The 21458-nt window shown below is 72.6% G+C and carries 21 protein-coding genes and 1 pseudogene; 13 read left to right on the top strand and 9 right to left on the bottom strand.

Annotated features, from left to right (window positions below; all coding sequences use genetic code 11):
- Nucleotides 1-14: 14 nt before the first annotated feature.
- From IE260_RS08715 to IE260_RS08690, 6 genes are all read right to left on the bottom strand, one after another.
- Nucleotides 15-209, bottom strand: a complete 195-nt coding sequence (locus IE260_RS08715; protein WP_189869907.1) for a hypothetical protein — start codon at nucleotides 207-209, stop codon at nucleotides 15-17.
- Between the two features lie 114 nt (nucleotides 210-323).
- Nucleotides 324-1187: a phosphatidylinositol-specific phospholipase C/glycerophosphodiester phosphodiesterase family protein gene (locus IE260_RS08710; RefSeq protein WP_189869906.1), complete on the bottom strand. Its 864-nt coding sequence runs from the start codon at nucleotides 1185-1187 to the stop codon at nucleotides 324-326.
- 185 nt (nucleotides 1188-1372) lie between these two features.
- Entirely contained in the window at nucleotides 1373-2464 is a 1092-nt protein-coding gene (locus IE260_RS08705; protein WP_189869905.1) for an acyl-CoA dehydrogenase family protein, read from the bottom strand.
- Nucleotides 2461-3642, bottom strand: coding sequence for an acyl-CoA dehydrogenase family protein (locus IE260_RS08700; RefSeq protein ID WP_189869904.1), 1182 nt, complete (start codon nucleotides 3640-3642; stop codon nucleotides 2461-2463). Before IE260_RS08700 ends, IE260_RS08705 begins: the two co-directional genes overlap by 4 nt.
- On the bottom strand, nucleotides 3639-4610 hold the full coding sequence (locus IE260_RS08695) for an NADPH:quinone oxidoreductase family protein (RefSeq protein ID WP_189869903.1): 972 nt from the start codon (nucleotides 4608-4610) through the stop codon (nucleotides 3639-3641). The genes IE260_RS08700 and IE260_RS08695 overlap by 4 nt, the downstream gene beginning before the upstream one ends.
- A 90-nt stretch (nucleotides 4611-4700) precedes the next feature.
- Nucleotides 4701-5273: a helix-turn-helix domain-containing protein gene (locus IE260_RS08690; RefSeq protein ID WP_189869902.1), complete on the bottom strand. Its 573-nt coding sequence runs from the start codon at nucleotides 5271-5273 to the stop codon at nucleotides 4701-4703.
- Between the two features lie 77 nt (nucleotides 5274-5350).
- Between IE260_RS08690 and IE260_RS08685 the strand changes: the two genes are divergently transcribed.
- The 5 genes from IE260_RS08685 (at nucleotide 5351) to IE260_RS08665 (ending at nucleotide 10611) form a co-directional block, all read left to right on the top strand.
- Complete coding sequence (locus IE260_RS08685) at nucleotides 5351-6298, top strand: NAD(P)/FAD-dependent oxidoreductase (protein ID WP_189869901.1); 948 nt, start codon at nucleotides 5351-5353, stop codon at nucleotides 6296-6298.
- Nucleotides 6299-6892: 594 nt separating this feature from the next.
- Nucleotides 6893-8431 carry an ATP-dependent DNA ligase gene (locus IE260_RS08680; protein WP_189869900.1) on the top strand — a complete coding sequence of 513 codons (1539 nt, stop codon included), beginning with the start codon at nucleotides 6893-6895 and terminating at the stop codon, nucleotides 8429-8431.
- The gene (locus IE260_RS08675; protein WP_189869899.1) at nucleotides 8428-8886 is read left to right on the top strand and encodes an NUDIX hydrolase; all 459 of its coding nucleotides are present in this window, start codon (nucleotides 8428-8430) and stop codon (nucleotides 8884-8886) included. Before IE260_RS08680 ends, IE260_RS08675 begins: the two co-directional genes overlap by 4 nt.
- A gap of 76 nt (nucleotides 8887-8962) precedes the next feature.
- Complete coding sequence (locus IE260_RS08670) at nucleotides 8963-10348, top strand: NADP-dependent succinic semialdehyde dehydrogenase (RefSeq protein WP_189869898.1); 1386 nt, start codon at nucleotides 8963-8965, stop codon at nucleotides 10346-10348.
- Nucleotides 10349-10374: 26 nt separating this feature from the next.
- The gene (locus IE260_RS08665; protein ID WP_189869897.1) at nucleotides 10375-10611 is read left to right on the top strand and encodes a DUF6213 family protein; all 237 of its coding nucleotides are present in this window, start codon (nucleotides 10375-10377) and stop codon (nucleotides 10609-10611) included.
- Here IE260_RS08665 and IE260_RS08660 read toward each other — a convergent pair.
- On the bottom strand, nucleotides 10599-11276 hold the full coding sequence (locus IE260_RS08660; protein ID WP_189869896.1) for a thiaminase II/PqqC family protein: 678 nt from the start codon (nucleotides 11274-11276) through the stop codon (nucleotides 10599-10601). The genes IE260_RS08665 and IE260_RS08660 overlap by 13 nt on opposite strands.
- Nucleotides 11277-11467: 191 nt before the next feature.
- Here IE260_RS08660 and IE260_RS08655 point away from each other — a divergent pair.
- The 3 genes and pseudogenes from IE260_RS08655 to IE260_RS08645 all read left to right on the top strand — a co-directional run.
- Nucleotides 11468-12547: pseudogene (locus IE260_RS08655) on the top strand (type III polyketide synthase); the annotation flags it as partial.
- Complete coding sequence (locus IE260_RS08650) at nucleotides 12544-13758, top strand: cytochrome P450 (protein WP_189869894.1); 1215 nt, start codon at nucleotides 12544-12546, stop codon at nucleotides 13756-13758. The pseudogene IE260_RS08655 and the gene IE260_RS08650, both read left to right, overlap by 4 nt.
- A 7-nt stretch (nucleotides 13759-13765) precedes the next feature.
- On the top strand, nucleotides 13766-14287 hold the full coding sequence (locus IE260_RS08645) for a cupin domain-containing protein (RefSeq protein WP_189869893.1): 522 nt from the start codon (nucleotides 13766-13768) through the stop codon (nucleotides 14285-14287).
- 83 nt (nucleotides 14288-14370) lie between these two features.
- On the opposite strand, the gene IE260_RS08640 is transcribed toward IE260_RS08645, so the two are convergent.
- Complete coding sequence (locus IE260_RS08640) at nucleotides 14371-15597, bottom strand: acyl-CoA dehydrogenase family protein (RefSeq protein WP_189869892.1); 1227 nt, start codon at nucleotides 15595-15597, stop codon at nucleotides 14371-14373.
- A gap of 169 nt (nucleotides 15598-15766) precedes the next feature.
- Here IE260_RS08640 and IE260_RS08635 point away from each other — a divergent pair, with 169 nt between their 5' ends.
- Complete coding sequence (locus IE260_RS08635; RefSeq protein WP_189869891.1) at nucleotides 15767-16423, top strand: TetR/AcrR family transcriptional regulator; 657 nt, start codon at nucleotides 15767-15769, stop codon at nucleotides 16421-16423.
- A gap of 9 nt (nucleotides 16424-16432) precedes the next feature.
- Here IE260_RS08635 and def read toward each other — a convergent pair whose 3' ends face one another.
- Nucleotides 16433-16975, bottom strand: a complete 543-nt coding sequence (gene def, locus IE260_RS08630; RefSeq protein WP_189869890.1) for a peptide deformylase — start codon at nucleotides 16973-16975, stop codon at nucleotides 16433-16435.
- 180 nt (nucleotides 16976-17155) lie between these two features.
- Here def and IE260_RS08625 point away from each other — a divergent pair, with 180 nt between their 5' ends.
- The 4 genes from IE260_RS08625 (at nucleotide 17156) to IE260_RS08610 (ending at nucleotide 21424) form a co-directional block, all read left to right on the top strand.
- Entirely contained in the window at nucleotides 17156-18394 is a 1239-nt protein-coding gene (locus tag IE260_RS08625; RefSeq protein ID WP_189869889.1) for a MurT ligase domain-containing protein, read from the top strand.
- Between the two features lie 24 nt (nucleotides 18395-18418).
- Nucleotides 18419-19147, top strand: coding sequence for a type 1 glutamine amidotransferase (locus IE260_RS08620; protein WP_189869888.1), 729 nt, complete (start codon nucleotides 18419-18421; stop codon nucleotides 19145-19147).
- Nucleotides 19148-19313: 166 nt separating this feature from the next.
- Nucleotides 19314-20339, top strand: coding sequence for a 6-phosphofructokinase (locus IE260_RS08615; protein ID WP_189869887.1), 1026 nt, complete (start codon nucleotides 19314-19316; stop codon nucleotides 20337-20339).
- 134 nt (nucleotides 20340-20473) lie between these two features.
- On the top strand, nucleotides 20474-21424 hold the full coding sequence (locus IE260_RS08610) for a cytochrome c oxidase assembly protein (RefSeq protein WP_189869886.1): 951 nt from the start codon (nucleotides 20474-20476) through the stop codon (nucleotides 21422-21424).
- Nucleotides 21425-21458: the final 34 nt, after the last annotated feature.

Below are 21458 nucleotides of genomic sequence, written 5' to 3'. Positions count from 1 at the left end.
CCGCCGCCGTGCCGTCACGGGCTGAGGCTGCCGACGATGTCCGCCGTCGCACTGAGGCCGCTGTGGATGGTCGGGGCGATGCTCGTGCTGGCCAGGTAGAAGCCGAGCAGCAGGCAGACCAGCGCGTGCGAGAGCTTGAGCCCGCCGTTGCGCAGGAAGATCACCGCCAGGACGAACAGCAACAGCACCACAGAGATGGAAATGGCCATCGTCAACCTCCTCCGCCACGTCCACTTCGCGGCGTTCGGCCGTAAGTGTGGCGTAGCGGAGGGTTCGTCCGTGCGGCTGACCTGTCCTCCGAACGTGTGGTGTCTGCCGGTCCCCTACGCGGCGTGGTGGGCGTCCAGGAACGCCTCCAGCCCCGCGAGGTCGTCGGTGTTGAGGTGGTCGACCCCGGCGGCGAGCAGCTCGCTCCACACCGCGTCCCGGTCGGGGCCCGCCACGTCCGGGGTGGCCCAGAACCGCACGCGTTGGCCTCGCCCGTGGGCGGCGCCGACGATGTCCCGCAGCTTGCGCCGTTCCGCCTCCGGGAAGGCGCCCACGCCGCGCCAGGTGAAGTTCAGCGTCCAGTTGTCGCTGATCAGCGGGACGAAGGAAGCGGGGGCGGAGGTGCCGAGGTCGGTGAGCCGGCCGTCGTAGAAGGCCCGGCGCGTGGCCTGGGCCTCCATGGGCGCACGGGCCGCGCGGTCGCCGGAGATCACGGCGGTGACCGGGCCGGGGAACACCCGTCCGTGAGCGTAGGCGGTGAACAGGTGCTTGTAGCGCCGCAGCCGGCGGTCGAGTTCGAGGTACGTCGACGCGCCCTCGGTCTTGATGTCGACGAGAAGCTGCAGCGGACGCCGGTCACCCCGGTACACCCGGCCGTGGCCCGCCCGCACACGGGCGGCGAGCGGGTCGAGGTAGAGGGATTCCAGGGTGCGGGCCGGGTCGAGGTCCTCGGGGTCGTGGGCGACGAGGAGCTGGTCGCCCACCAGGTAGATGTCGGCCTCCACGCTGCCGAAGCGGTGGTCGAGGGCGTCGAGGAGGGGGCGGGGGTGCTCGTAGTCGTTGTGGGCGTGCGCGCGCCACAACGGGCGCGGCCCGTGCTTGCCTTCGCCCGCCAGTGCGGTGCCGGCGGGCAGGGCGACCGAGCCCGCGAGGGCGGCGCCGAGGGTGGTGAGGGCTCTGCGTCGGGTGGTGAGGGCCATGCTCTGCCTCCCTGGAAGTGCCGTACGGGACGCCTGTGAGTATGGGGTCGCGACACCCTCAAGGAGCAGAGTCCTGCGCGGAGTTGGCCGGACGGCCGTCGTGCGTTCACTTCGCCGGAGCAGGACGCACGGAAAAGCCCGCCCCTGGTGGGACGGGCTTCTCCGGTACGTCGGCCAGGAGCCGGTCAGGGGGCCTGCAGGTCGACCAGGCAGGCCAGGGTCTCCCGGTGGGCGCCGGCCGTGCCGTAGGCGATCGAGTCGGCCTTGGCCCGCTTCAGGTACAGGTGGACCGGGTGTTCCCAGGTCATGCCGATGCCGCCGTGCAGTTGCAGCGCCTCCTCGGCTGCGTGGACGGCGACCTGCCCGGCGTACGCCTGGGCGACGGCGACGGACACGTCGGCGTCCTCCCCGGTCGCGAGCGCGTCGGCGGCGCCCCGGGCGGCGGCGCGCAGGTTGACCACCTCCAGCCACAGCTGGGCGAGCCGGTGCTTGAGCGCCTGGAAGCCGCCGACGGGCCGGTTGAACTGCTTGCGTTCCTTCAGGTAGCGGACGGTCTCCGTCAACGACCAGTCGGCGAGGCCCAGTTGCTCGGAGGCGAGCAGCCCGGCGCCGGCCCGCAGGGCTCGTCGTACGGCGGGTCCGGCCTCACCGAGCCGACGGCCCGGCGCCCCGGCGAGGGTGACCGTCGCGAGCGGCCGGGTCAGGTCCAGGGACGCCTGCGGGGTGACGGTCACCGCGTCGCCGTCCACCGCGTACAGCCCGCCGTCGTCCGCGGGGACGAGCAGTACATCGGCGACGGCCGCGTCCGCGATGCCGGTCAGCTCCCCGTGCAGCAGCCCGTCTTCGAGCCGTACGGTCGTGAAGGCGGCGCCCGGAGCGGTGTCCAGTCCGACGGCGAGGGCCCCGATCAGACGCCCGGACGCCAGGTCGGCGAGCAGGTCGTCGGTGCCGCAGGCCAGCAGGGCCTCGGTCGCGACGACGGCGCTCGTCAGGAACGGCACGGGTGCCACGGCCCGGCCCAGCTCCTCGCACACGACGGCGGCCTCGCGGTGGGAGGCGCCCTGGCCGCCCTTCGCCTCGGGGACCAGGAGCCCGGCGAGGCCCATCCCTTCGGCCAGCGCCTTCCAGGCCGCGCTGCCGTGCGGTGCGTCGGACTCGATGCGCGTGATCACGTCCGCCGGGTCGCAGTGGTCGGCGAGCAGGTCCCGGACGGCGGCGCGCAGCGCCTCTTCCTCCTCCGAGTACAGCAGGTCGGGCTGGGTGCTCGTCGTGCTCATCGGGCGAGGTCCTTCCAGGCGACGTCCTTGTCGGTGCGCGGCTCGGCGGGCAGGCCCAGGACGCGCTCGGCGACGATGTTCAGCAGGACCTCGCTGGTCCCGCCCTCGATGCTGTTGCCCTTGGAGCGCAGGTACCGGTAGCCGGCGTCGCGGCCGGTGAAGTCCACCAGTTCCGGGCGGCGCATGGTCCAGTCGTCGTACAAGAGCCCCTCCGCTCCGCGGAGTTCCACCTCCAGGCCGCTGATCTCCTGGTTGAGGCGGGCGAACGCGAGCTTCATGCCGGCGCCCTCGGGGCCGGGCTGGCCGGCCACGAGCTGCTGGCGCAGCCGTTCGCCGGTCAGCCGGGCGACCTCGGCCTCGACCCAGAGCTTCAGGAGCCGCTGGTGCAGGTCGTGGGTGCGCAGCCCGGGGCGTTCGCGCCAGGTCCTGGAGACCGGGCCGATCATGCCGCCCTCGCGGGGCAGCCGCATGCCGCCGATGGCGACGCGTTCGTTGTTCAGCGTGGTCTGCGCGACCCGCCAGCCGTCACCGATCTCGCCCAGGCGGCGGGAGTCGGGGATGCGGACGTCGGTGAGGAACACCTCGTTGAACTCGGCCTCACCGGTGATCTGCCGCAGTGGCCGGACCTCGACGCCGGGGTCGGTCATGTCGCAGACGAAGTAGGTGATGCCCCGGTGCTTGGGCACGTCCGGATCGGTGCGGGCGATGAGGATGGCCCAGCGGGCGAGGTGCGCGCTGGAGGTCCATACCTTCTGCCCGTTGACCACCCAGTCCTCGCCCTCACGGACGGCCCGGGTGCCGAGGGCGGCCAGGTCGGACCCGGCGCCCGGCTCGCTGAACAGCTGGCACCAGACCTCCTCGCCCGTCCACAGGGGACGCAGGAACCGCCGCTTCTGCTCCTCCGTGCCGTACTGCAGGATCGTCGGCGCGGCCATCCCCAGCCCGATGCCGATGCGCCGGGGGTCGTTGTCGGGAGCGCCCGCGGCCTCCAGCTCGGCGTCGACGACGGCCTGCAGGGAGCGGGGGGCGGCGAGTCCGCCGAGGCCCTCGGGGAAGTGCACCCAGGCGAGCCCCGCGTCGAAGCGGGCCCTGAGGAAGTCGAGGCGGTCGGTCGTGGCCGGCGGACGGTCGGCCAGCAGCTCCCGCGTGCGGCGGCGCAGCTCCTCGGCGTCGGTCATGCGGCGGCTCCCTTCTCCAGGACGACGGCCACCCGGCCGGTCGTCACGCCGTCGGCGACGCGCTGCACGGCGCCCGCGGCCCCGTCGAGCGGCACCCGCTCGCTCACCAGCGGCGCGATCGCGCCCCGCGCGGCCAGTTCGGTGAGCTGCTCGTGGCAGTGCTGGACCAGCTTGGGGTTCTTGGTGTTGTACAGGCCCCAGTGCAGGCCGAGGACGGCGTAGTTCTTCACCAGCGCGTGGTTCAGCGCGGGGCTGGGGATCGAGCCGCTGGCGAAGCCGACGACGACGATCCGGCCCTCGAAGGCGACGGCCTTGGCGGACTGGGCGTAGGCGTCGCCGCCCACCGGGTCGTAGATCACGTCGGCGCCCCGGCCGCCGGTGGCCTCCTTGACGGCGGCGACGACCTCCTCGCTCCGCCGGTCGATCACCACGTCGCAGCCCAGTTCGCGGGCGACGGCGGCCTTCTCGGCGCCGCCGACGACGCCGATGACGGTGGCGCCCGCGGCCTTGCCGAGCTGTACGGCCGCGCTGCCGACCCCGCCCGCGGCGGCGTGGACGAGCAGGGTCTCGCCGGCCTCCAGACGGGCCCGGCGGTGCAGGCCGAACCAGCCCGTCTGGTAGCCGATGTGCAGGGCGGCGGCCTCGGCGTCGTCCAGGGCTTCCGGCGCGGGCAGCAGGGCCGCGGCGTCCGCGACGGCGTACTCGGCGAAACCGCCGTGCGGCAGCACGGGGTTGGCGATCACGCGGCGCCCGTCCTCGGTCTCGCCGCAGACCTCCACGCCCGGCGTGAACGGCAGCGGCGGCCTGACCTGGTACTGACCCCGGCACAGCAGGGCGTCCGGGAAGTTGACGTTGGCGGCGCGGACCCTGAGCAGGACCTGGCCGTCGCCGGGCGTCGGCGGCGCGACGTCCGCGAGGCGCATCACCTCGCTCGGCTCGCCGTTCTCGTGCACCTGCCATGCCTGCATGCGGGGCCTCCACGCGACTGTCGGACCGGGGTCCATCGCATACTAAGCGGTCGCTTGCCGATCAGGGAACAGGTCGCGGACAGTCGGACGTCACGACCGGGCCGGCCGCGCCCGTACGTGCATCCGCTCCCCCTGCGGACCGAACAGGCTGATGAACTCGGCCGGCCCCTCCCCCGTCGATCCGAACCAGTGCGGCACCCGCGTGTCGAACTCGGCGGCCTCCCCCGCGGTCAGCACCACGTCGTGCTCTCCCAGCACGAGCCGGAGCCTGCCGGAGAGGACGTAGAGCCACTCGTATCCCTCGTGGGTCTGCGGGTCCGGCTCCTGCTTCCGCTTCGGTTCGAGCACCTTGAACGCCTGGAGCCCGCCCGGCTGGCGGGTCAGCGGCCAGTGGGTGCGGCCGTGGCGCAAGATCGGCTTGGACCGTACGCGCGGATCCCCGACCGGCGGGGCGCCGACCAGCTCGTCCAGCGGCACCTGATGGGCCTGGGCGATCGGCAGCAGCAGTTCGAGGCTCGGCTTGCGCAGCCCCGACTCCAGCCGCGACAGGGTGCTGACCGAGATGCCGGTCGCCTCCGAGAGCGAGGCGAGGGTCACCTCCCGCTCCTTGCGAAGCCGGCGGAGCCTCGGTCCGACACCCGCGAGAACATCGTCTGCAGTCATGAACTTATTGCAGAACCGGCAAACGCGTTTGTCAATGTGGTGGGGCCCGAGCGACCTTCTTCGTGGAGGTGGTCACCATGACCCGGAACAACGACCTGACCGAGAAGTACGAAGTGATCGTCGTCGGGGGCGGCGCGGCCGGACTGTCCGCCGCGCTCGTCCTGGGCCGGGCACGGGTGCGGACCCTCGTCGTCGACGCGGGCGAGCCGCGCAACGCGCCGTCCGACCACATGCAGGGGTACCTGACCCGGGACGGCGTGTCGCCCGCCGAGTTCCTGGCCCTCGGCCGGGAGGAGATCGCCCGGTACGGCGTCGAGCTCGTCCGGGACCGGGCGGTGGACGTGAGCCCGGGCGAGGACTTCGCGGTGGTGCTGGCCGGCGGTCGGACCGTGCACGCGCGCCGGCTGATCGTCACCACCGGGCTGAGGGACGAATTGCCGGAGGTCCCCGGGGTCGCCGAGCGGTTCGGCCGGGACGTGCTCCACTGCCCGTTCTGCCACGGCTGGGAGGTCCGCGACGAGCGCTTCGGCGTCCTCGCCACCAGCCCGCTGGGCGTGCACCAGGCGCTCATGGTGTCCAACTGGTCGGACGACGTGACCCTGTTCCTGCACACGGTCGCCGAGCAGGAGCTGTCCGACCAGGACCTGCGCCGGCTCGCCGCCGCCGGGGTCAAGGTGGTCCCGGGCGAGGTCGCCGGCCTGCGGGTCGAGGACGACCGGCTCACCGGGGTCCGGCTGGCGGACGGTGCGACGCACGAGCGCTCGGTGGTGTTCGTCGGCCCGCGCGCCGTCCCGCAGACCGGCCTGATGGAGCGGCTGGGCGCCGAACTGCAGGAGACCCCCTTCGGGGCCTACCCCGTGGTGGACCCGACGGGCCGGACGACCGTCCCCGGTGTGTGGACCGCGGGCAACGCGATGGGATTCGGCGAGCAGGTCGTCCACGCGGCGAGCGGCGGCTACCGCGCGGCGGCGGCGATCGTGGGCGACCTCGTCATGTCGGACCTGGACGCGGGCCTGGAGAAGTAGGGGACGCGGGCGCGGCCGGACGGCCGCGGACGCGGCCCGGCGGGGGGCGCGGACTCGGACGCGGGGGCACCGGTGCGCAGGCACGCCCGCCGAGGCAGCAGGCACGAACGCCGAGGCACCGCAGGCACGAACGCCGAGGCACCACTGCCGCGCACCGCCCCGTCCCGCACTCCCGGGCCCCGGACCACGTCGGTGCGACCACGCCCCGTCACAGCCGCCCGTCCCACGGACGATCACCACCGGCCGGCATCCCCAGACCGGCACCGACCAGCGACACACCGCCCGCCCCAAAGCCCCCCCGACACCCCCGACCCCCCCGACACAGACACAACCGCCCGCCCGCGCACGGACCCCACCGGCCGGCATCCCCAGGTCGGCACCGACCAGCGACACACCACCCGGCCCCACACCACCCCCGATGCAGCCACAGCCGCCCGCCCGCGCACGAACCAACAGGCCGACACCCCGCGCCAGGGCCGACCAGGTGATGTACGGCCGGCGGGTCCGAAGCCGGTCGCGGACGTCGGGCGGCCGGCCCCGGTGGGAGACGGCCGTGCGGGTGTAGGGCGGCCCGGCGCGGTGCACCATGGCTGCATGCTGCTTGCCCGGCTGGCCCAGGTGTCACGCGAGGTCGGCGCCACCTCGGCGCGGTCCCGGAAGATCGCCCTGCTCGGGCAGCTGTTCCGGGAGGCGGAGCCGGAGGACGTGCCGGTCGTCATCCCCTACCTCGCGGGGCGGTTGCCGCAGGGCCGCATCGGCGTCGGCTGGAAGGTGCTGAGCCGCCGTGTCGCTCCGGCCGCCGAGCCGACCCTGACCGTACGCGAGGTGGACGCCCGGCTCACGCACCTCGCCTCGGTCTCCGGGCCCGGTTCGCAGGCCGAGCGCACGGAACTGGTCGGGGAGTTGATGGGCGCCGCCACCGAGGACGAGCAGCGCTTCCTGCTCGGGCTGCTCACCGGCGAGGTCCGGCAGGGCGCCCTGGACGCGGTCGCCGTCGAGGGCCTCGCCGGGGCGACCGGGGCGCCCGCGGCGGACGTACGGCGGGCGGTGATGCTCGCGGGTTCCCTGCAGACGGTGGCCGAGGCGCTGCTCGCCGACGGGCCCGCGGCCCTGGAGCGCTTCCGGCTCACCGTCGGCCGCCCGGTGCTGCCGATGCTGGCGCACAGCGCGTCCTCGGTGGCCGAGGCGGTCGGCAAGCTGGGCGCCTCGGCGGTCGAGGAGAAGCTGGACGGCATCCGCGTCCAGGTGCACCGGGACGGCGAGACGGTACGCGTCCACACCCGCACCCTCGACGACATCACCGACCGGCTGCCGGAGGTCACCGCCGCCGCCCTCGAACTGCCGGGCGAGCGGTTCGTCCTGGACGGCGAGGTGATCTCCTTCGGCGCGGACGGCCGCCCCCGCTCCTTCCAGGAGACCGCCGGACGCGTCGGCTCCCGGGTCGACGTGGCCACGGCGGCGCGGGCGGTCCCCGTCTCCCCCGTGTTCTTCGACGCGCTCTACGTCGACGGCCGCGACCTGCTCGACCTGCCGCTGACCGAGCGGCACGCGGAGCTGGCGCGGCTGGTCCCGGAGCCGATGCGGGTGCGGCGCACCCTGGTGCCGGGGCCCGAGGACACGCGGGCCGCGGAGGAGTTCCTCGCCGAGACGCTGGAGCGCGGCCACGAGGGCGTCGTCGTCAAGGCCCTCGACGCCGCCTACAGCGCGGGCCGGCGCGACGCGGCCTGGCTCAAGGTCAAGCCCGTGCACACGCTCGACCTGGTCGTCCTGGCCGCCGAGTGGGGCCACGGCCGCCGCACGGGCAAGCTGTCCAACCTGCACCTGGGCGCCCGCACCGCCGACGGCTCCTTCGCCATGCTCGGCAAGACCTTCAAGGGCATGACCGACGCCATGCTGGCCTGGCAGACCGAGCGCCTCGGCGAGCTGGCCGTCGAGGAGCACGGCTGGGGGGTGACCGTACGCCCCGAACTGGTCGTCGAGATCGCCTACGACGGCCTCCAGCGGTCCACCCGCTACCCGGCCGGCGTCACCCTCCGCTTCGCCCGCGTGATCCGCTACCGCGAGGACAAGCGGCCGGAGGAGGCGGACACGGTGCAGACGCTGCTCGCCGCCCACCCGGGGGTGGCCCCGTGAGGCGCAGCGCGGGCCTGCTGCTCTTCCGGCCCACCGACCAGGGCCCGCAGGTGCTGCTCGGCCACATGGGCGGCCCCTTCTACGCCCGGCGCGAGGCCGGCGCCTGGACGATCCCGAAGGGCGAGTACGACCCGGCCGAGTCCGCCTGGGACGCGGCCCGGCGCGAGTTCGAGGAGGAGCTGGGACTGCCGCCGCCCGACGGCGAGGCCGTGCCCCTCGGCGAGGTCCGGCAGGCGGGCGGCAAGACCGTCACGGCCTGGGCGGTCGAGGCCGACCTCGACCCGGCGACGATCGCTCCCGGCACCTTCCGGATGGAGTGGCCGCCGAGGTCCGGGCGGATCGAGGAGTTCCCCGAGCTGGACCGCGTGGCGTGGTTCGCGCTGGACCGGGCGCGCGAGGTGATCGTGAAGGCGCAGGCCGCGTTTCTCGACCGGTTGGCGGAGCACTCGCACTGACGAGACCTGTCCGCGTTGCGGCGCCCACCGCCGCGCGCCAAGGTCGAAGCAGAGTTCGCTCCCAGGGAGGCCAGCCATGCCCATCGCGACGGTGAACCCGGCGACCGGCGAGACGCTCAGGACGTACGAGGCCATGGGCGAGGACGAGATCGAGCGCCGGCTCCAGCTCGCCGAGGCCACCTTCCGCACCTACCGGACGACGACGTTCGACGAGCGGGCCCGGCTCATGCACCGAGCGGCCGATCTGCTGGAGGAGGATCAGGAGGAGATCGGCAGGGTCATCACCACGGAGATGGGCAAGCCCGTCAGGCAGGCCCGCGCCGAGGCCGCGAAGTGCGCCAAGGCGATGCGCTGGTACGCCGACCGCGCGGCCGGGCTGCTGGCCGACGAGGAGCCCGCCGAGGCCGATGTGAAGGACTCCGGCGCCTCGCGCACCTTCGTGCGCTACCGGCCGCTCGGCCCGGTGCTCGCCGTGATGCCGTGGAACTTCCCGCTGTGGCAGGTGATCCGGTTCGCGGCCCCCGCGCTGATGGCGGGCAACGTGGGCCTGCTCAAGCACGCCTCGAACGTGCCGCAGACCGCCCTGTACCTGGAGGACCTGTTCCACCGGGCCGGTTTCCCCGAGGGCTGCTTCCAGACCCTCCTCGTCGGCTCCGCCGCGGTCGACGACATCCTGCGCGACGAGCGGGTGCGGGCGGCCACCCTCACCGGCAGCGAACCGGCCGGCCGAGCGGTCGCCTCCACCTCCGGGGAGATGGTCAAGAAGACGGTGCTGGAGCTGGGCGGCAGCGACCCGTTCGTCGTCATGCCGTCCGCCGACATCGACCGGGCGGCCCAGGTCGCGGTGAACGCGCGCACCCAGAACACCGGGCAGTCGTGCATCGCCGCCAAGCGGTTCATCGTGCACACGGACGTGTACGACGCCTTCGTCCAGCGCTTCACCGAAGGCATGAGGGCGCTGAAGGTCGGCGACCCCATGGACGAGGACACCGAGGTCGGCCCGCTCTCCAGCGAGCAGGGCGTGAACGATCTGGTGGAGCTGGTCGACGACGCGGTGCGCGGCGGCGCGACCGTGCTGTGCGGCGGCGAGCGCCCCGACGGACCCGGCTGGTACTACCCGCCGACCGTGCTGGCCGGCATCACCCGCGAGATGCGCATCCACCGGGAGGAGGCCTTCGGTCCGGTCGCCACGCTGTACCGCGCGGCCGACCTGGACGAGGCCGTGCTGATCGCCAACGACACGGACTTCGGTCTCAGTTCCAACGTCTGGACGCGCGACGACCTGGACGTGGACCGCTTCGTCCGGGACCTGGAGGCGGGCAGCGTCTACGTGAACGGGATGACGGCCTCGCACCCGGCGTTCCCGTTCGGCGGCGTCAAGCGGTCGGGCTACGGGCGTGAGCTGTCCGGGCACGGAATCCGCGAGTTCTGCAACATCACCACCGTATGGCACGGGGCGTGAGGCTTCCGCGGCTACGATCCCCTTTTGTGACCCGCGAAGTGACACTGCCCCTGATCGTCGACGACCGCGGCACCCTGCAGGTGGCCGCGGCCGACGTGAGCAAACTGCTGCGCACGGTGGGCGGACGGTGGCTGCGTCTGGTGGAGGCCGGCGAGGAGAGCCTGGACGAGGACACCGTCGCGGCCCTCACCATCGAGCTCGCCAAGCTGGCCGACCGGATCGACGTGGCCTGCATCGCCCACAGCAGCGGTCAGTCCTCCTGACGCACCTCCAGTTCCCACAGCGTCTCCCAGAACATCGCCTCGTAGGCCCGCAGCAGGTGCCCGTAGCGGTGCACGAGGTCCTCGTCCAGCCGCCCGGCGTCCAGCGCGGCCTGCACCGCGGCCGTCGCCGTCCGCTCCAGTTCCGGCGCGGGTCCGGCGAAGAAGTCGAAGAACGCGCAGGCCTCGTCGGTGAAGCCGTAGTGCCGGCGCAGCGCCTCGGCGATCGCCGCGCAACAGCCGCCCCACGCCGAGAAGTTGGCGTGCAGGGCGAGCATCGTCTCGGACGGCGAGCCGTTCAGTGCCAGCCAGGCGACGTACGCCGGATAGGCCTGGCAGCCGGGCAGCGGTTCGTACGCCACCGCCCGCTCCTCGTGCACACCGCAGGCCGCGGCGAACGCCTCCAGCAGCCGACCGGCCGACGCCTCGCCCTCCGCCAGCGCCGTGAACCACGCGGCGGTCCGAGGCTCCTGGGCGGCACGGCCCGCCAGGTACAGGAACGAACGGTGGTCCGCGGCGATCACCCACCGCTGCTCCAGCGCGAGCGCCGCGAGCGTGTCCCGGCCGGCCGCGCCCCGCGCCAGCAGCGGCACCAGCCGGTTGGCGCCGGGATCCGGGGCGAGTTGCCGCGTGGTCGTCTCCGGCAGTTGCCCGGCCGTGCGGCCCATCGGTGCCTCCTCTGCCTCCCTGCGCGCGGTCGCGCCCCTCCGCCAGGGTCCCCGAAATGGAGTAGTCCCGCGAGTGATCACCGCCCTGATGGGTGATTGTGGGTGGACACCCCAAGTGGTGCACCCGTCCTAGGCGCACCGCTTTCTGACCGGGGGGCGCAGGGCCTTCCGGGAGGCGAAAGCAGGCACGGTTCATGGCGACTTTGTGCAGACCTTCGGTGTCCGTCCCAGAGCACGTGATCACGATGGAGGAGACGCTGGAGCTGGCGCGTGAGCGCCACGCGGGCCACCCTCAACTGTCGCTGGCCCTCCGGCTGATCGAGAACACGGGCGTGCGCACCCGGCGCATCGTCCAGCCCATCGAAGAGACCCTGAAGCACCCCGGCTTCGAGGAGCGCAACGACGTCTACGAGGCCGAGGCGAAGGCCCGGGTCCCCGCGGTGATCCAGCGGGCCCTCGACGACGCGGAAGTACTGGCCACCGACATCGACGTCATCATCTACGTGTCGTGCACGGGCTTCATGATGCCCTCGCTCACCGCGTGGCTCATCAACGAGATGGGCTTCGACAGCACGACGCGTCAGATACCCATAGCCCAGCTGGGCTGCGCGGCCGGCGGCGCGGCGATCAACCGCGCCCACGACTTCTGCACGGCCTACCCCGAGGCCAACGCGCTCATCGTGGCCTGCGAGTTCTGCTCGCTGTGCTACCAGCCCACCGACCTCGGCGTCGGCTCGCTGCTCTGCAACGGCCTGTTCGGCGACGGCATCGCGGCAGCGGTGGTCCGCGGCCGGGGCGGCACCGGCGTCCGGCTGGAGCGCAACGGTTCGTACCTGATCCCCAAGACCGAGGAGTGGATCATGTACGACGTGCGGGCCACCGGCTTCCACTTCCTGCTGGACAAGCGGGTGCCGGCCACCATGGAGCCGCTCGCCCCGGCGCTGCAGGAGCTGGCCGGCACGCACGGCTGGGACGCGTCCGACCTGGACTTCTACGTGGTCCACGCGGGCGGGCCCCGGATCCTGGACGACCTCAGCAAGTTCCTGGAGGTCGACCCGCACGCGTTCCGGTTCAGCCGGGCCACGCTCACCGAGTACGGGAACATCGCCAGCGCGGTCGTCCTGGACGCGCTGCGCAGGCTCTTCGACGAGGGCGGCGCCACCGACCGGGCGCGCGGACTGCTGGCCGGTTTCGGGCCCGGCATCACCGCGGAGATGACCCTGGGCCGCTGGCAGACCGCGGACGACATGCAGGAGGTGGGGCGCACGTGATCGAGGAGACGCTGGAGCGGAGCGTCCCCGCCGTGCGGGACTGGCCGCCGGCCGGCCTGGACGGCACGGACTTCGACCCGGCCCTGGCGGAGCTGATGCGGGAGGGCCCGGTGACCCGCGTCGGCCTGCCCGACGGGGAGGGCCGGGCCTGGCTGGTGACCGGCTACGACGACGTGCGCCTGGTCACCGACGACCCTCGGTTCGCGCGCGCGCCCGTGATGGCCCGGCAGCTCACCCGGCCGGCCCCGCACTTCGTCCCGGAGCGCGGCGCCGTGGGCCTCCTCGAACCGCCCGACCACATCCGGCCGCGCCGCGCGGTGGCCTCCGCCTTCACGGCGCGGGGCGTGGAGCGGGTGCGTGAGCGGGCCCGTGGCATGCTGGGCGAACTCGTCGACGCGATGCTGCGGGCGGGGCCGCCGGCCGACCTCACCGAGGCGGTGCTGAGCCCCTTCCCCATCGCGGTGACCTGCGAGCTGATGGGCGTCCCGGCCGCCGACCGGCACAGCCTGCGCACCTGGACCCGGCTGATCCTGTCCTCCTCGCACGGCGCCGACGTCGGCGAGCGGGCCAAGCGCGCGATGAACGCGTACTTCGCCGATCTCATCGGCTCGCGCGAGGACAGCACGGACGAGGACGTCACCTCGCTGCTGGGCGCCGCCGTCGGCCGGGGCGAGGTCACGTCGGAGGAGGCCGTGGGTCTGGCGGTGCTGCTGCAGACCGGCGGCGAGGCGGTCACCGACAGCAGCGGGCAGATGTTCCACACCCTGCTGACCCGCCGCGAACTCCTCGAGCGGCTGCGCTCCGAGCCGGAGACCCGGCCCCGGGCCGTCGACGAGCTGCTGCGCTGGATTCCCCATCGCAACGCGGTCGGGCCGTCCCACACCGCTCTGGAGGACGTGGAGCTCCACGGGGTGCGGATCCGGGCGGGCGACGCGGTCCACGTGTCGTACCCGGCCGCGAACCGCGACCCGGAGGTCTTCCCGCACCCCGACGACATCGACGTCTCCCGCAGCCCCAACCCGCACCTGGCGTTCGGCTTCGGACCGCACTACTGCCCGGGCGGCATGCTGGCCAGGATGGAGTCGGAGCTGCTGGTCGACACCCTCCTGGACCGGGTGCCGGGGATGAGGCTCGCCGTGCCGCCGGGGGACGTGCCCTTCAAGAAGGGCACGCTGATCCGCGGGCCCGAGGCCCTGCCCGTGACGTGGTGATCGGACGATGACGACGACGGAGGGGCTGCTGGTGCCGCCCGGTCACGGCCGGGTCGTGCAGGCACCCGCCCAGCACGTGACCTTCAAGGTGACCGGTTCGCACTCGCGCACGGCATCCACCTTCGAGGTGGTCGTGCCGCCGGGCTTCGACGTCGGCGCCCATGTGCACACCCGCAGCGAGGAGCTGTTCTACGTGCTCGAAGGCGAGCTCGACGTGCTCGCCTTCGAGCCGCGGGTCCGCACGGCCGACAACTGGCAGAAGTGGGAGTCGAGTTCGGGCAACCGCGTGGTACGCGCCACCCCGGGCACGGTCATCGTCGTACCGCCCGGCTGCCCGCACGCGTTCGCGAACCCGACGGACGCCCCCGCGAAGATGTTCTTCCAGGCGTCCCCGCCCCCGGACCACGAGCGCTACTTCGAGGAGCTGCTGGAGATCCTGGGCGAGGGGGGCCCACCGGACCACGAGGCGATCGAGGCTCTGAGGAAGCGCTACGACATCGAGCAGCTCACACCTTTGAAACACAGGTGAGGGTGCCGCCTCAGGGGCGCGGGGAACTGCGCGACCGGCCACAGCGGACCTCGGGACCGCATGGAACCCGCACCCCCACGGCGTCACCGGATCGGCATCCCCGACAGGGTCCGGGCGATCACCAGCCGCTGGATCTCACTCGTCCCCTCGAAAATCGTGTAGATCGCGCTGTCGCGGTGCATCCGCTCCACCGGATACTCGCGCGTGTACCCGTTGCCGCCCAGGATCTGGACCGCCTGGGCGGTCACCTTCTTCGCCGTCTCGCTGGCGAACAGCTTGGACATCGAGCCCTCGGCCGCCGTGAACGGCTTGCCGTTGACCGCCATCCACGACGCCCGCCACACCAGCAGGCGCGCCGCGTCGATGGACGTCCGCATGTCCGCGAGCTGGAAGGCGACGCCCTGGTTGTCGATGATCGGCCGGCCGAACTGCTCCCGGGTCTGCGCGTACGCCAGCGCCACCTCGTACGCCGCCCTGGCGGTGCCCACCGCCATCGCGCCGACCGCCGGACGGGACGCCTCGAAGGTCGCCATCGCGGCGTTCTTCACCCTCTCGCCGCCCTTCTTCGCGCGCTCACGGGCCCGCGCCAGGCGCTCGTCCAGCTTCTCCTTGCCGCCGAGCAGGCAGGAGCCGGGGACGCGCACGCCGTCCAGGATCACCTCGGCGGTGTGCGAGGCACGGATGCCGTGCTTCTTGAACTTCTGGCCCTGGGACAGGCCGGGCGTGCCCGGCGGGACGATGAAGGAGGCGTGGCCCTTGGAGCCCAGCTCCGGGTCGACGACCGCGACGACCACGTGGACGTTGGCGATGCCGCCGTTGGTCGCCCACGTCTTGGTGCCGTTGATCACCCACTCGTCCTTGGCCTCGTCGTACACGGCGCGCGTGCGCATGGAGGCCACGTCGGAGCCGGCGTCGGGCTCGGAGGAGCAGAACGCGGCGACCTTGACGTCGTTCGCGTCGCCGTACATCTGGGGGATCCAGGTGCCGATCTGCTCCTCGGTGCCGTTGGCGAGGACGCCGACGGCGGCGAGGCCGGTGCCGACGATCGACAGGGCGATGCCCGCGTCGCCCCAGAACAGCTCCTCCATCGCCATGGGGATGCCGAGACCGGTGGGGTCGAAGTACTGCTGGGCGTAGAAGTCCAGGGAGTAGATGCCGACCTTGGCGGCCTCCTGGATGACCGGCCAGGGAGTCTCCTCACGCTCGTCCCATTCGGCGGCCGCGGGACGGATGACGTCGGCGGCGAAGCCGTGCAGCCAGTCCCGGACCTCCTTCTGTTCGTCGTTGAGCTCCATGGTGAACTCGGCCATGACCCCTCCAGCGGCGCACGTGCATGTTACTTGCGGTAACAGGAGTCTGTTACCGGTGGGTAGGAAAAGTCAACTCCCGACGACCCGTCGGCCTCCCGTTCGATGCCCGGGACCCCCCGGGTGTTAGTTTGCGCAGGCGTCACCGAATCAGCACGGGTGGGGAGAGCACATGGACACCACGCAGCGGACCGATCAGCAGCGGTCCGCCGACCGCCGACGGCGGGAGCTGCTGGAGGCCGCCGACCGGGTGGTGCTGCGCGACGGCCCACAGGCCTCGATGAACGCCATCGCCGCCGAGGCGGGCATCACCAAGCCGATCCTCTACCGGCACTTCGGCGACAAGGGCGGCCTGTACGCCGCCCTCGCCCAGCGGCACACGGACGCCCTCCTCGATTCGCTGCGGGCCGCCCTGGACGCCCCGGCGGACCGGCGGGAACGCGTCGAGGCCACTCTGGACACCTATCTGGCGGCGATCGAGGCCCGCCCGCAGGTGTACCGCTTCCTGATGCATCCGGCGGAGGGCAGCGCCGCCCCCGGCGACCAGGGCGAGCAGGGCTTCGACGTCGGCAAGCACTCGGCGCCCCTGCTGCGCCGCATGGGCGAGGAGCTGGCCCAGGTCATCGAGGAGCGCCTGGACCTCGGACCGGGCAGCCAGCAGCTGGCCCGGGTCTGGGGCCACGGCATCGTCGGCATGATGCACGCCGCCGGGGACTGGTGGCTCGGCGAGCGGCCGTGCGGCCGGGCGGAGTTGGTGCGCAGCCTGGCCGACCTGCTGTGGGGACGGCTGGCCGCGGCCGGGGACCGCGTCGGCGGCCCCGGATTCTGACGGCTGTCGCTACCGGCCGCTCCAGGACGCCCTCGCCGCCCGCCGGAGCACCCTGCGCCGGCGCCACCCCGTGAGGCGGTCGACGTACAGCCGGCCCTCCAGGTGGTCGTACTCGTGCTGCAGGCACCGGGCGAAGAATCCCGTCCCGTGCACGGTGACCGGATCCCCGGTCACCGTGAAACCCTCCACGACCGCGTGGTCGTGACGCTCCGTACCCGCCTCCAGACCGGGCAGCGACAGACATCCCTCCGGACCCCGCACCACCACGCCGTCGGTCTCGACGAGCCGCGGGTTGACCACGTGGCCGACGTGACGCACGTCATCGTCGTCCGGGCAGTCGTACACGAAGATGCGCAGCGGCTCGCCGATCTGGTTCGCCGCGAGACCGACGCCGTGGGCGGCGTACATGGTCGCGAACAAGTCCTCCACGAGCGCCGCGAGTTCCGGACCGAAGTCGGTGACCTCCGCGCAGGGCGCGTGCAGGACGGGGTCACCGAGGAGGGAGAGGGGCCGTACGCGCCCGTGGGCGCCCGGGATGGAGCCTTGTCGCATGGCGGCAAGAGTAAGGTCCCTGTGTCCCCCGTCGGCCCGCGCCCACCGCGGGGACCGTGCGGTCCCGGTGCCGCGATTCGGGAGTGCGAATGGATCTCGATAGGCTGAGGTCCACACCACGTGGCCGTCAGGCTTCACAGGCTTCAGGCGCGGCGCGTACGCAAGGAGGATCGAGAACTGATGGCAGGCAACTCGGACCCGCTCACGCCGCGGGCCAAGCTGGCCGTGACCGCGGGCAAGGCGGTCGCGGCGGCATCGCGCGCCGCAGGGCGCGGCAGCGGTTCGGTGATCGGCGGCCGGGTCGCGCTGAAACTCGACCCCGACCTGCTCGCCCGGCTCGCCCAGAACCTGGACGTGGTCCTGGTCTCGGCGACCAACGGCAAGACCACCACCACCCGGCTCATCGCCGAGGCCCTCCGGGCCGCCGGCCCGGTCGTGTCCAACGCGCTCGGCGCCAACATGCCGGCCGGCATCACCTCCGCCCTCGCCGGCGGCTCGGACGCCCGGTACGGCGTCATCGAGGTCGACGAGAAGTACCTCGCCGGGGTCGCCCGGGACACCGACCCGAAGTGCATCGCCCTGCTCAACCTCTCGCGCGACCAGCTCGACCGCGCCGCCGAGACCCGCATGCTCGCCGAGAACTGGCGCGAGGGACTGACCGGTTCGAAGGCCGTGATCGTCGCCAACGCCGACGACCCGCTGGTGGTGTGGGCCGCGTCCTCCTCCCCCAACGTGATCTGGGTCGCCGCCGGGCAGATGTGGAAGGACGACGCCTGGTCCTGCCCGTCCTGCGGCGGTGTGATGCAGCGCCCGGGCGACGACTGGTTCTGCGGCGAGTGCGGCTTCCGCCGGCCCACGCCGAGCTGGGCGCTCTCCGGCGACCACGTCCTCGACCCGCACGGCTCCGCCTGGCCGATCCACCTCCAGCTGCCGGGCCGCGCCAACAAGGCCAACGCCGCCTCCTCGGCCGCCGTCGCCGCCGTCTTCGGGGTGCCGCCGCAGGTCGCCCTGGAGCGCATGTACCAGGTCCAGGCGGTCGCCGGGCGCTACGACGTCGTCCAGTTCCAGGGCCGTGACCTGCGGCTGCTGCTCGCCAAGAACCCCGCGGGCTGGCTGGAGACCTTCTCCCTGATCGACCCGCCGCCGACCCCGGTGATCCTGTCGGTGAACGCGCGCGGCGCCGACGGCACCGACACCTCCTGGCTGTGGGACGTGGACTACACCCGGCTCACCGGCCACCCGATCTGCGTCATCGGCGACCGGAAGCTGGACCTGGCGGTGCGCCTGGAGGTCGCGAACCAGCAGTTCCAGGTGTGCGAGAACCTCGACCAGGCCGTGCAGCTGTGCCCGCCCGGCCGGATCGAGGTCATCGCGAACTACACCGCCTTCCAGGACCTGCGCCGCCGCGTCGGCAACTGACCACGAGACCTCAGGGGACTTGAAGTGAGCGACAACCAGCTGCGGGTCGTCTGGATCTACCCGGACCTGCTCAGCACGTACGGCGACCAGGGCAACGCCCTCGTCGTGGAGCGCCGGGCCCGGCAGCGCGGCCTCGACGTGGCCCGGCTCGACGTGCGCAGCGACCAGCCGATCCCGACCTCCGGCGACATCTACCTCATCGGCGGCGGCGAGGACCGGCCGCAGCGCCTCGCGGCCGAGCGGCTGCGCCGAGACGGCGGTCTGCACCGGGCGGTGGAGAACGGCGCGATCGTCTTCTCCGTCTGCGCCGGCTACCAGATCCTCGGCCACGAGTTCATCAACGACCTCGGCCAGCGCGAGCCGGGCCTCGGTCTGCTCGACGTGGTCTCGGTGCGCGGCGAGGGCGCCCGGTGCGTCGGCGACGTCCTCGGCGACATCGACCCGCGCCTGGGCCTGCCCCCGCTGACCGGCTTCGAGAACCACCAGGGCGTCACCCACCTGGGCCCCACCGCGCGCCCGTTCGCCCAGGTCCGCTTCGGCAACGGCAACGGCACGGGCGACGGCACGGAGGGCGCGTACAACGACACGGTCTTCGGCACGTACATGCACGGCCCCGTGCTCGCGCGCAACCCGCAGATCGCCGACCTGCTGCTGAAGCTGGCCCTCGACGTGAACGCGCTGCCGCCGACGGACGACCGCTGGTACGAGGCGCTGCGCAACGAGCGCATCGCCGCCGCGCAGCAGCCGGCCTGACGCCTGGTCGACAGCCCGTCTGATGATGCATCCGCACAGGTGAGCGGGTACGTCCAGTAGGCGGACGCACGGTTCGGTCCCGCCCCCTGCTACCGCTAGGGTGGCAGGGATCGAACCGGACAGCGCGGTCCGGACCCGTGCCCCTGTTGAAAAGGTATTTCGGGCTATGCGCATTGGTGTCCTCACGTCCGGCGGCGACTGCCCCGGCCTGAACGCCGTCATCCGGTCCGTCGTGCACCGTGCCGTCGTCGACCACGGCGACGAGGTCATCGGCTTCCGGGACGGCTGGAAGGGCCTCCTGGAGTGCGACTACCTCAAGCTCGACCTCGATGCGGTCGGCGGCATCCTGGCGCGCGGCGGCACCATCCTCGGCTCCTCCCGGGTCCGTCCCGAGCACCTGCGCGACGGCGTGGAGCGGGCGCGGGGCCACGTCGAGGAGCTCGGGCTCGACGCGATCATCCCGATCGGCGGCGAGGGCACGCTGAAGGCCGCCCGGCTGCTGTCCGACAACGGCCTGCCGATCGTGGGCGTGCCGAAGACCATCGACAACGACATAGCGGTCACGGACGTCACCTTCGGCTTCGACACGGCCGTCACCGTCGCCACCGAGGCCCTGGACCGGCTCAAGACCACCGCCGAGTCCCACCAGCGCGTGCTGATCGTGGAGGTCATGGGCCGTCACACCGGCTGGATCGCGCTGCACTCGGGCATGGCCGCGGGCGCCCACGCCGTCGTCGTGCCGGAGCGTCCCTTCGACATCGACGAACTGACCGCCAAGGTCGGCGAGCGCTTCTCCGCCGGCAAGCGGTTCGCGATCGTGGTGGCCGCCGAGGGGGCGAAGCCGCGTCCGGGCACCATGGAGTTCGACGAGGGCGGCAAGGACATCTACGGCCACGAGCGCTTCGCCGGCGTCGCCCGCCAGCTCTCCCTGGAGCTGGAGCGGCGTCTCGGCAAGGAGGCCCGGCCGGTGATACTGGGCCACGTCCAGCGCGGCGGCACCCCGACGGCGTACGACCGGGTGCTGGCCACCCGGTTCGGCTGGCACGCGGTGGAGGCGGTGCACCGGGGCGAGTTCGGGAAGATGACCGCGCTGCGCGGAACCGACATCGTGACGGTGCCGCTGGCCGAGGCGGTGGAGACGCTCAAGACCGTGCCGCGGGAGCGGTACGACGAGGCGGAGTGCGTGCTCTGACCTGCCGCACGTCGATGCAGAACCGCGCCCCTGACCGGGCGCTGAACCGCCCCCGGTGACGGATGTCGCCGGGGGCGGTTCTAGTCTTGGTGCGGACAGACAGCGCTCAACCCCCACGAAACAGGAGCCGGCGGATGGATCACAGCGGGCACGGCATGACGACGGATCTGCCGCCGTTCACGCTGGGGCGGGGTCTCGTGTGGTCGGCGGACTCCTTCTTCCTCATCGCCTGCCTCCTCGGCCTGGCGCTGTACGGATGGGGCGTCCTCCGCCTCGTGCGGCGCGGTGACAAGTGGCCGGTGGGCCGGACCGTCGCCTACGTCGCCGGCGTGCTGAGCATCGGGCTGGTGATGTGCACGAAGCTGAACGACTACGGCATGGTCATGTTCAGCGTGCACATGGTGCAGCACATGGTGATCAGCATGGTGTCGCCGATCCTCATCCTGCTCGGCGCCCCGATCACCCTGGCACTGCGCGCGCTGCCGACGGCGGGCCGCGACCGCAAGGGGCCGCGCGAGCTGCTGCTCATGCTGCTGCACAGCCGCTACATGCGGATCATCACGCACCCGGCGTTCACCATCCCGCTGTTCATCGCGAGCCTGTACGCGCTGTACTTCACCCCGCTCTTCGACACTCTGATGGGCTCCAAGGCCGGGCACATCGGGATGATGGTGCACTTCCTCGCCGTCGGCCTGGTGTTCTTCTGGCCGATCATGGGCGTCGACCCCGGGCCGCACCGCCCGGGACACCTGATGAGGATGCTGGAGCTGTTCGCGGGCATGCCGTTCCACGCGTTCTTCGGCATCGCGCTGATGATGGGCTCCACGCCCATGGTCAAGACGTTCGAGAACCCTCCCGCGTCCCTCGGCATCGACGCGCTCTCCGACCAGAACGCGGCCGGCGGTATCGCCTGGGCCTTCAGCGAGGTCCCGTCCGTACTCGTGCTCCTCGCTCTGCTGTTCCAGTGGTACGCCTCCGAGCAGCGGCACGCCCGGCGCACGGACCGGGCCGCCGAGCGCAACGGTGACAAGGAACTCGAGGCGTACAACGCCTATCTGGCCTCACTGAACGCACGCGGTAACTGAACGACCGCGCCGCGCGGCGCCGTTCAGTAGCATG

It is taken from the genome of Streptomyces viridiviolaceus, assembly GCF_014650995.1.
Lineage (GTDB): Bacteria > Actinomycetota > Actinomycetes > Streptomycetales > Streptomycetaceae > Streptomyces > Streptomyces viridiviolaceus.
This window is presented reverse-complemented; position numbering and strand designations above follow the sequence as displayed.

What these genes read in the sequence shown, in the direction of transcription:
- IE260_RS08715 (WP_189869907.1), bottom strand. Translation starts at nt 209, where the DNA reads ATGGCCATTTCCATCTCTGTGGTGCTGTTGCTGTTCGTCCTGGCGGTG.
- IE260_RS08710 (WP_189869906.1), bottom strand. Translation starts at nt 1,187, where the DNA reads ATGGCCCTCACCACCCGACGCAGAGCCCTCACCACCCTCGGCGCCGCC.
- IE260_RS08705 (WP_189869905.1), bottom strand. Translation starts at nt 2,464, where the DNA reads ATGAGCACGACGAGCACCCAGCCCGACCTGCTGTACTCGGAGGAGGAA.
- IE260_RS08700 (WP_189869904.1), bottom strand. Translation starts at nt 3,642, where the DNA reads ATGACCGACGCCGAGGAGCTGCGCCGCCGCACGCGGGAGCTGCTGGCC.
- IE260_RS08695 (WP_189869903.1), bottom strand. Translation starts at nt 4,610, where the DNA reads ATGCAGGCATGGCAGGTGCACGAGAACGGCGAGCCGAGCGAGGTGATG.
- IE260_RS08690 (WP_189869902.1), bottom strand. Translation starts at nt 5,273, where the DNA reads ATGACTGCAGACGATGTTCTCGCGGGTGTCGGACCGAGGCTCCGCCGG.
- IE260_RS08685 (WP_189869901.1), top strand. Translation starts at nt 5,351, where the DNA reads ATGACCCGGAACAACGACCTGACCGAGAAGTACGAAGTGATCGTCGTC.
- IE260_RS08680 (WP_189869900.1), top strand. Translation starts at nt 6,893, where the DNA reads ATGCTGCTTGCCCGGCTGGCCCAGGTGTCACGCGAGGTCGGCGCCACC.
- IE260_RS08670 (WP_189869898.1), top strand. Translation starts at nt 8,963, where the DNA reads ATGCCCATCGCGACGGTGAACCCGGCGACCGGCGAGACGCTCAGGACG.
- IE260_RS08660 (WP_189869896.1), bottom strand. Translation starts at nt 11,276, where the DNA reads ATGGGCCGCACGGCCGGGCAACTGCCGGAGACGACCACGCGGCAACTC.
- IE260_RS08645 (WP_189869893.1), top strand. Translation starts at nt 13,766, where the DNA reads ATGACGACGACGGAGGGGCTGCTGGTGCCGCCCGGTCACGGCCGGGTC.
- IE260_RS08640 (WP_189869892.1), bottom strand. Translation starts at nt 15,597, where the DNA reads ATGGCCGAGTTCACCATGGAGCTCAACGACGAACAGAAGGAGGTCCGG.
- IE260_RS08635 (WP_189869891.1), top strand. Translation starts at nt 15,767, where the DNA reads ATGGACACCACGCAGCGGACCGATCAGCAGCGGTCCGCCGACCGCCGA.
- def (WP_189869890.1), bottom strand. Translation starts at nt 16,975, where the DNA reads ATGCGACAAGGCTCCATCCCGGGCGCCCACGGGCGCGTACGGCCCCTC.
- IE260_RS08625 (WP_189869889.1), top strand. Translation starts at nt 17,156, where the DNA reads ATGGCAGGCAACTCGGACCCGCTCACGCCGCGGGCCAAGCTGGCCGTG.
- IE260_RS08615 (WP_189869887.1), top strand. Translation starts at nt 19,314, where the DNA reads ATGCGCATTGGTGTCCTCACGTCCGGCGGCGACTGCCCCGGCCTGAAC.
- IE260_RS08610 (WP_189869886.1), top strand. Translation starts at nt 20,474, where the DNA reads ATGGATCACAGCGGGCACGGCATGACGACGGATCTGCCGCCGTTCACG.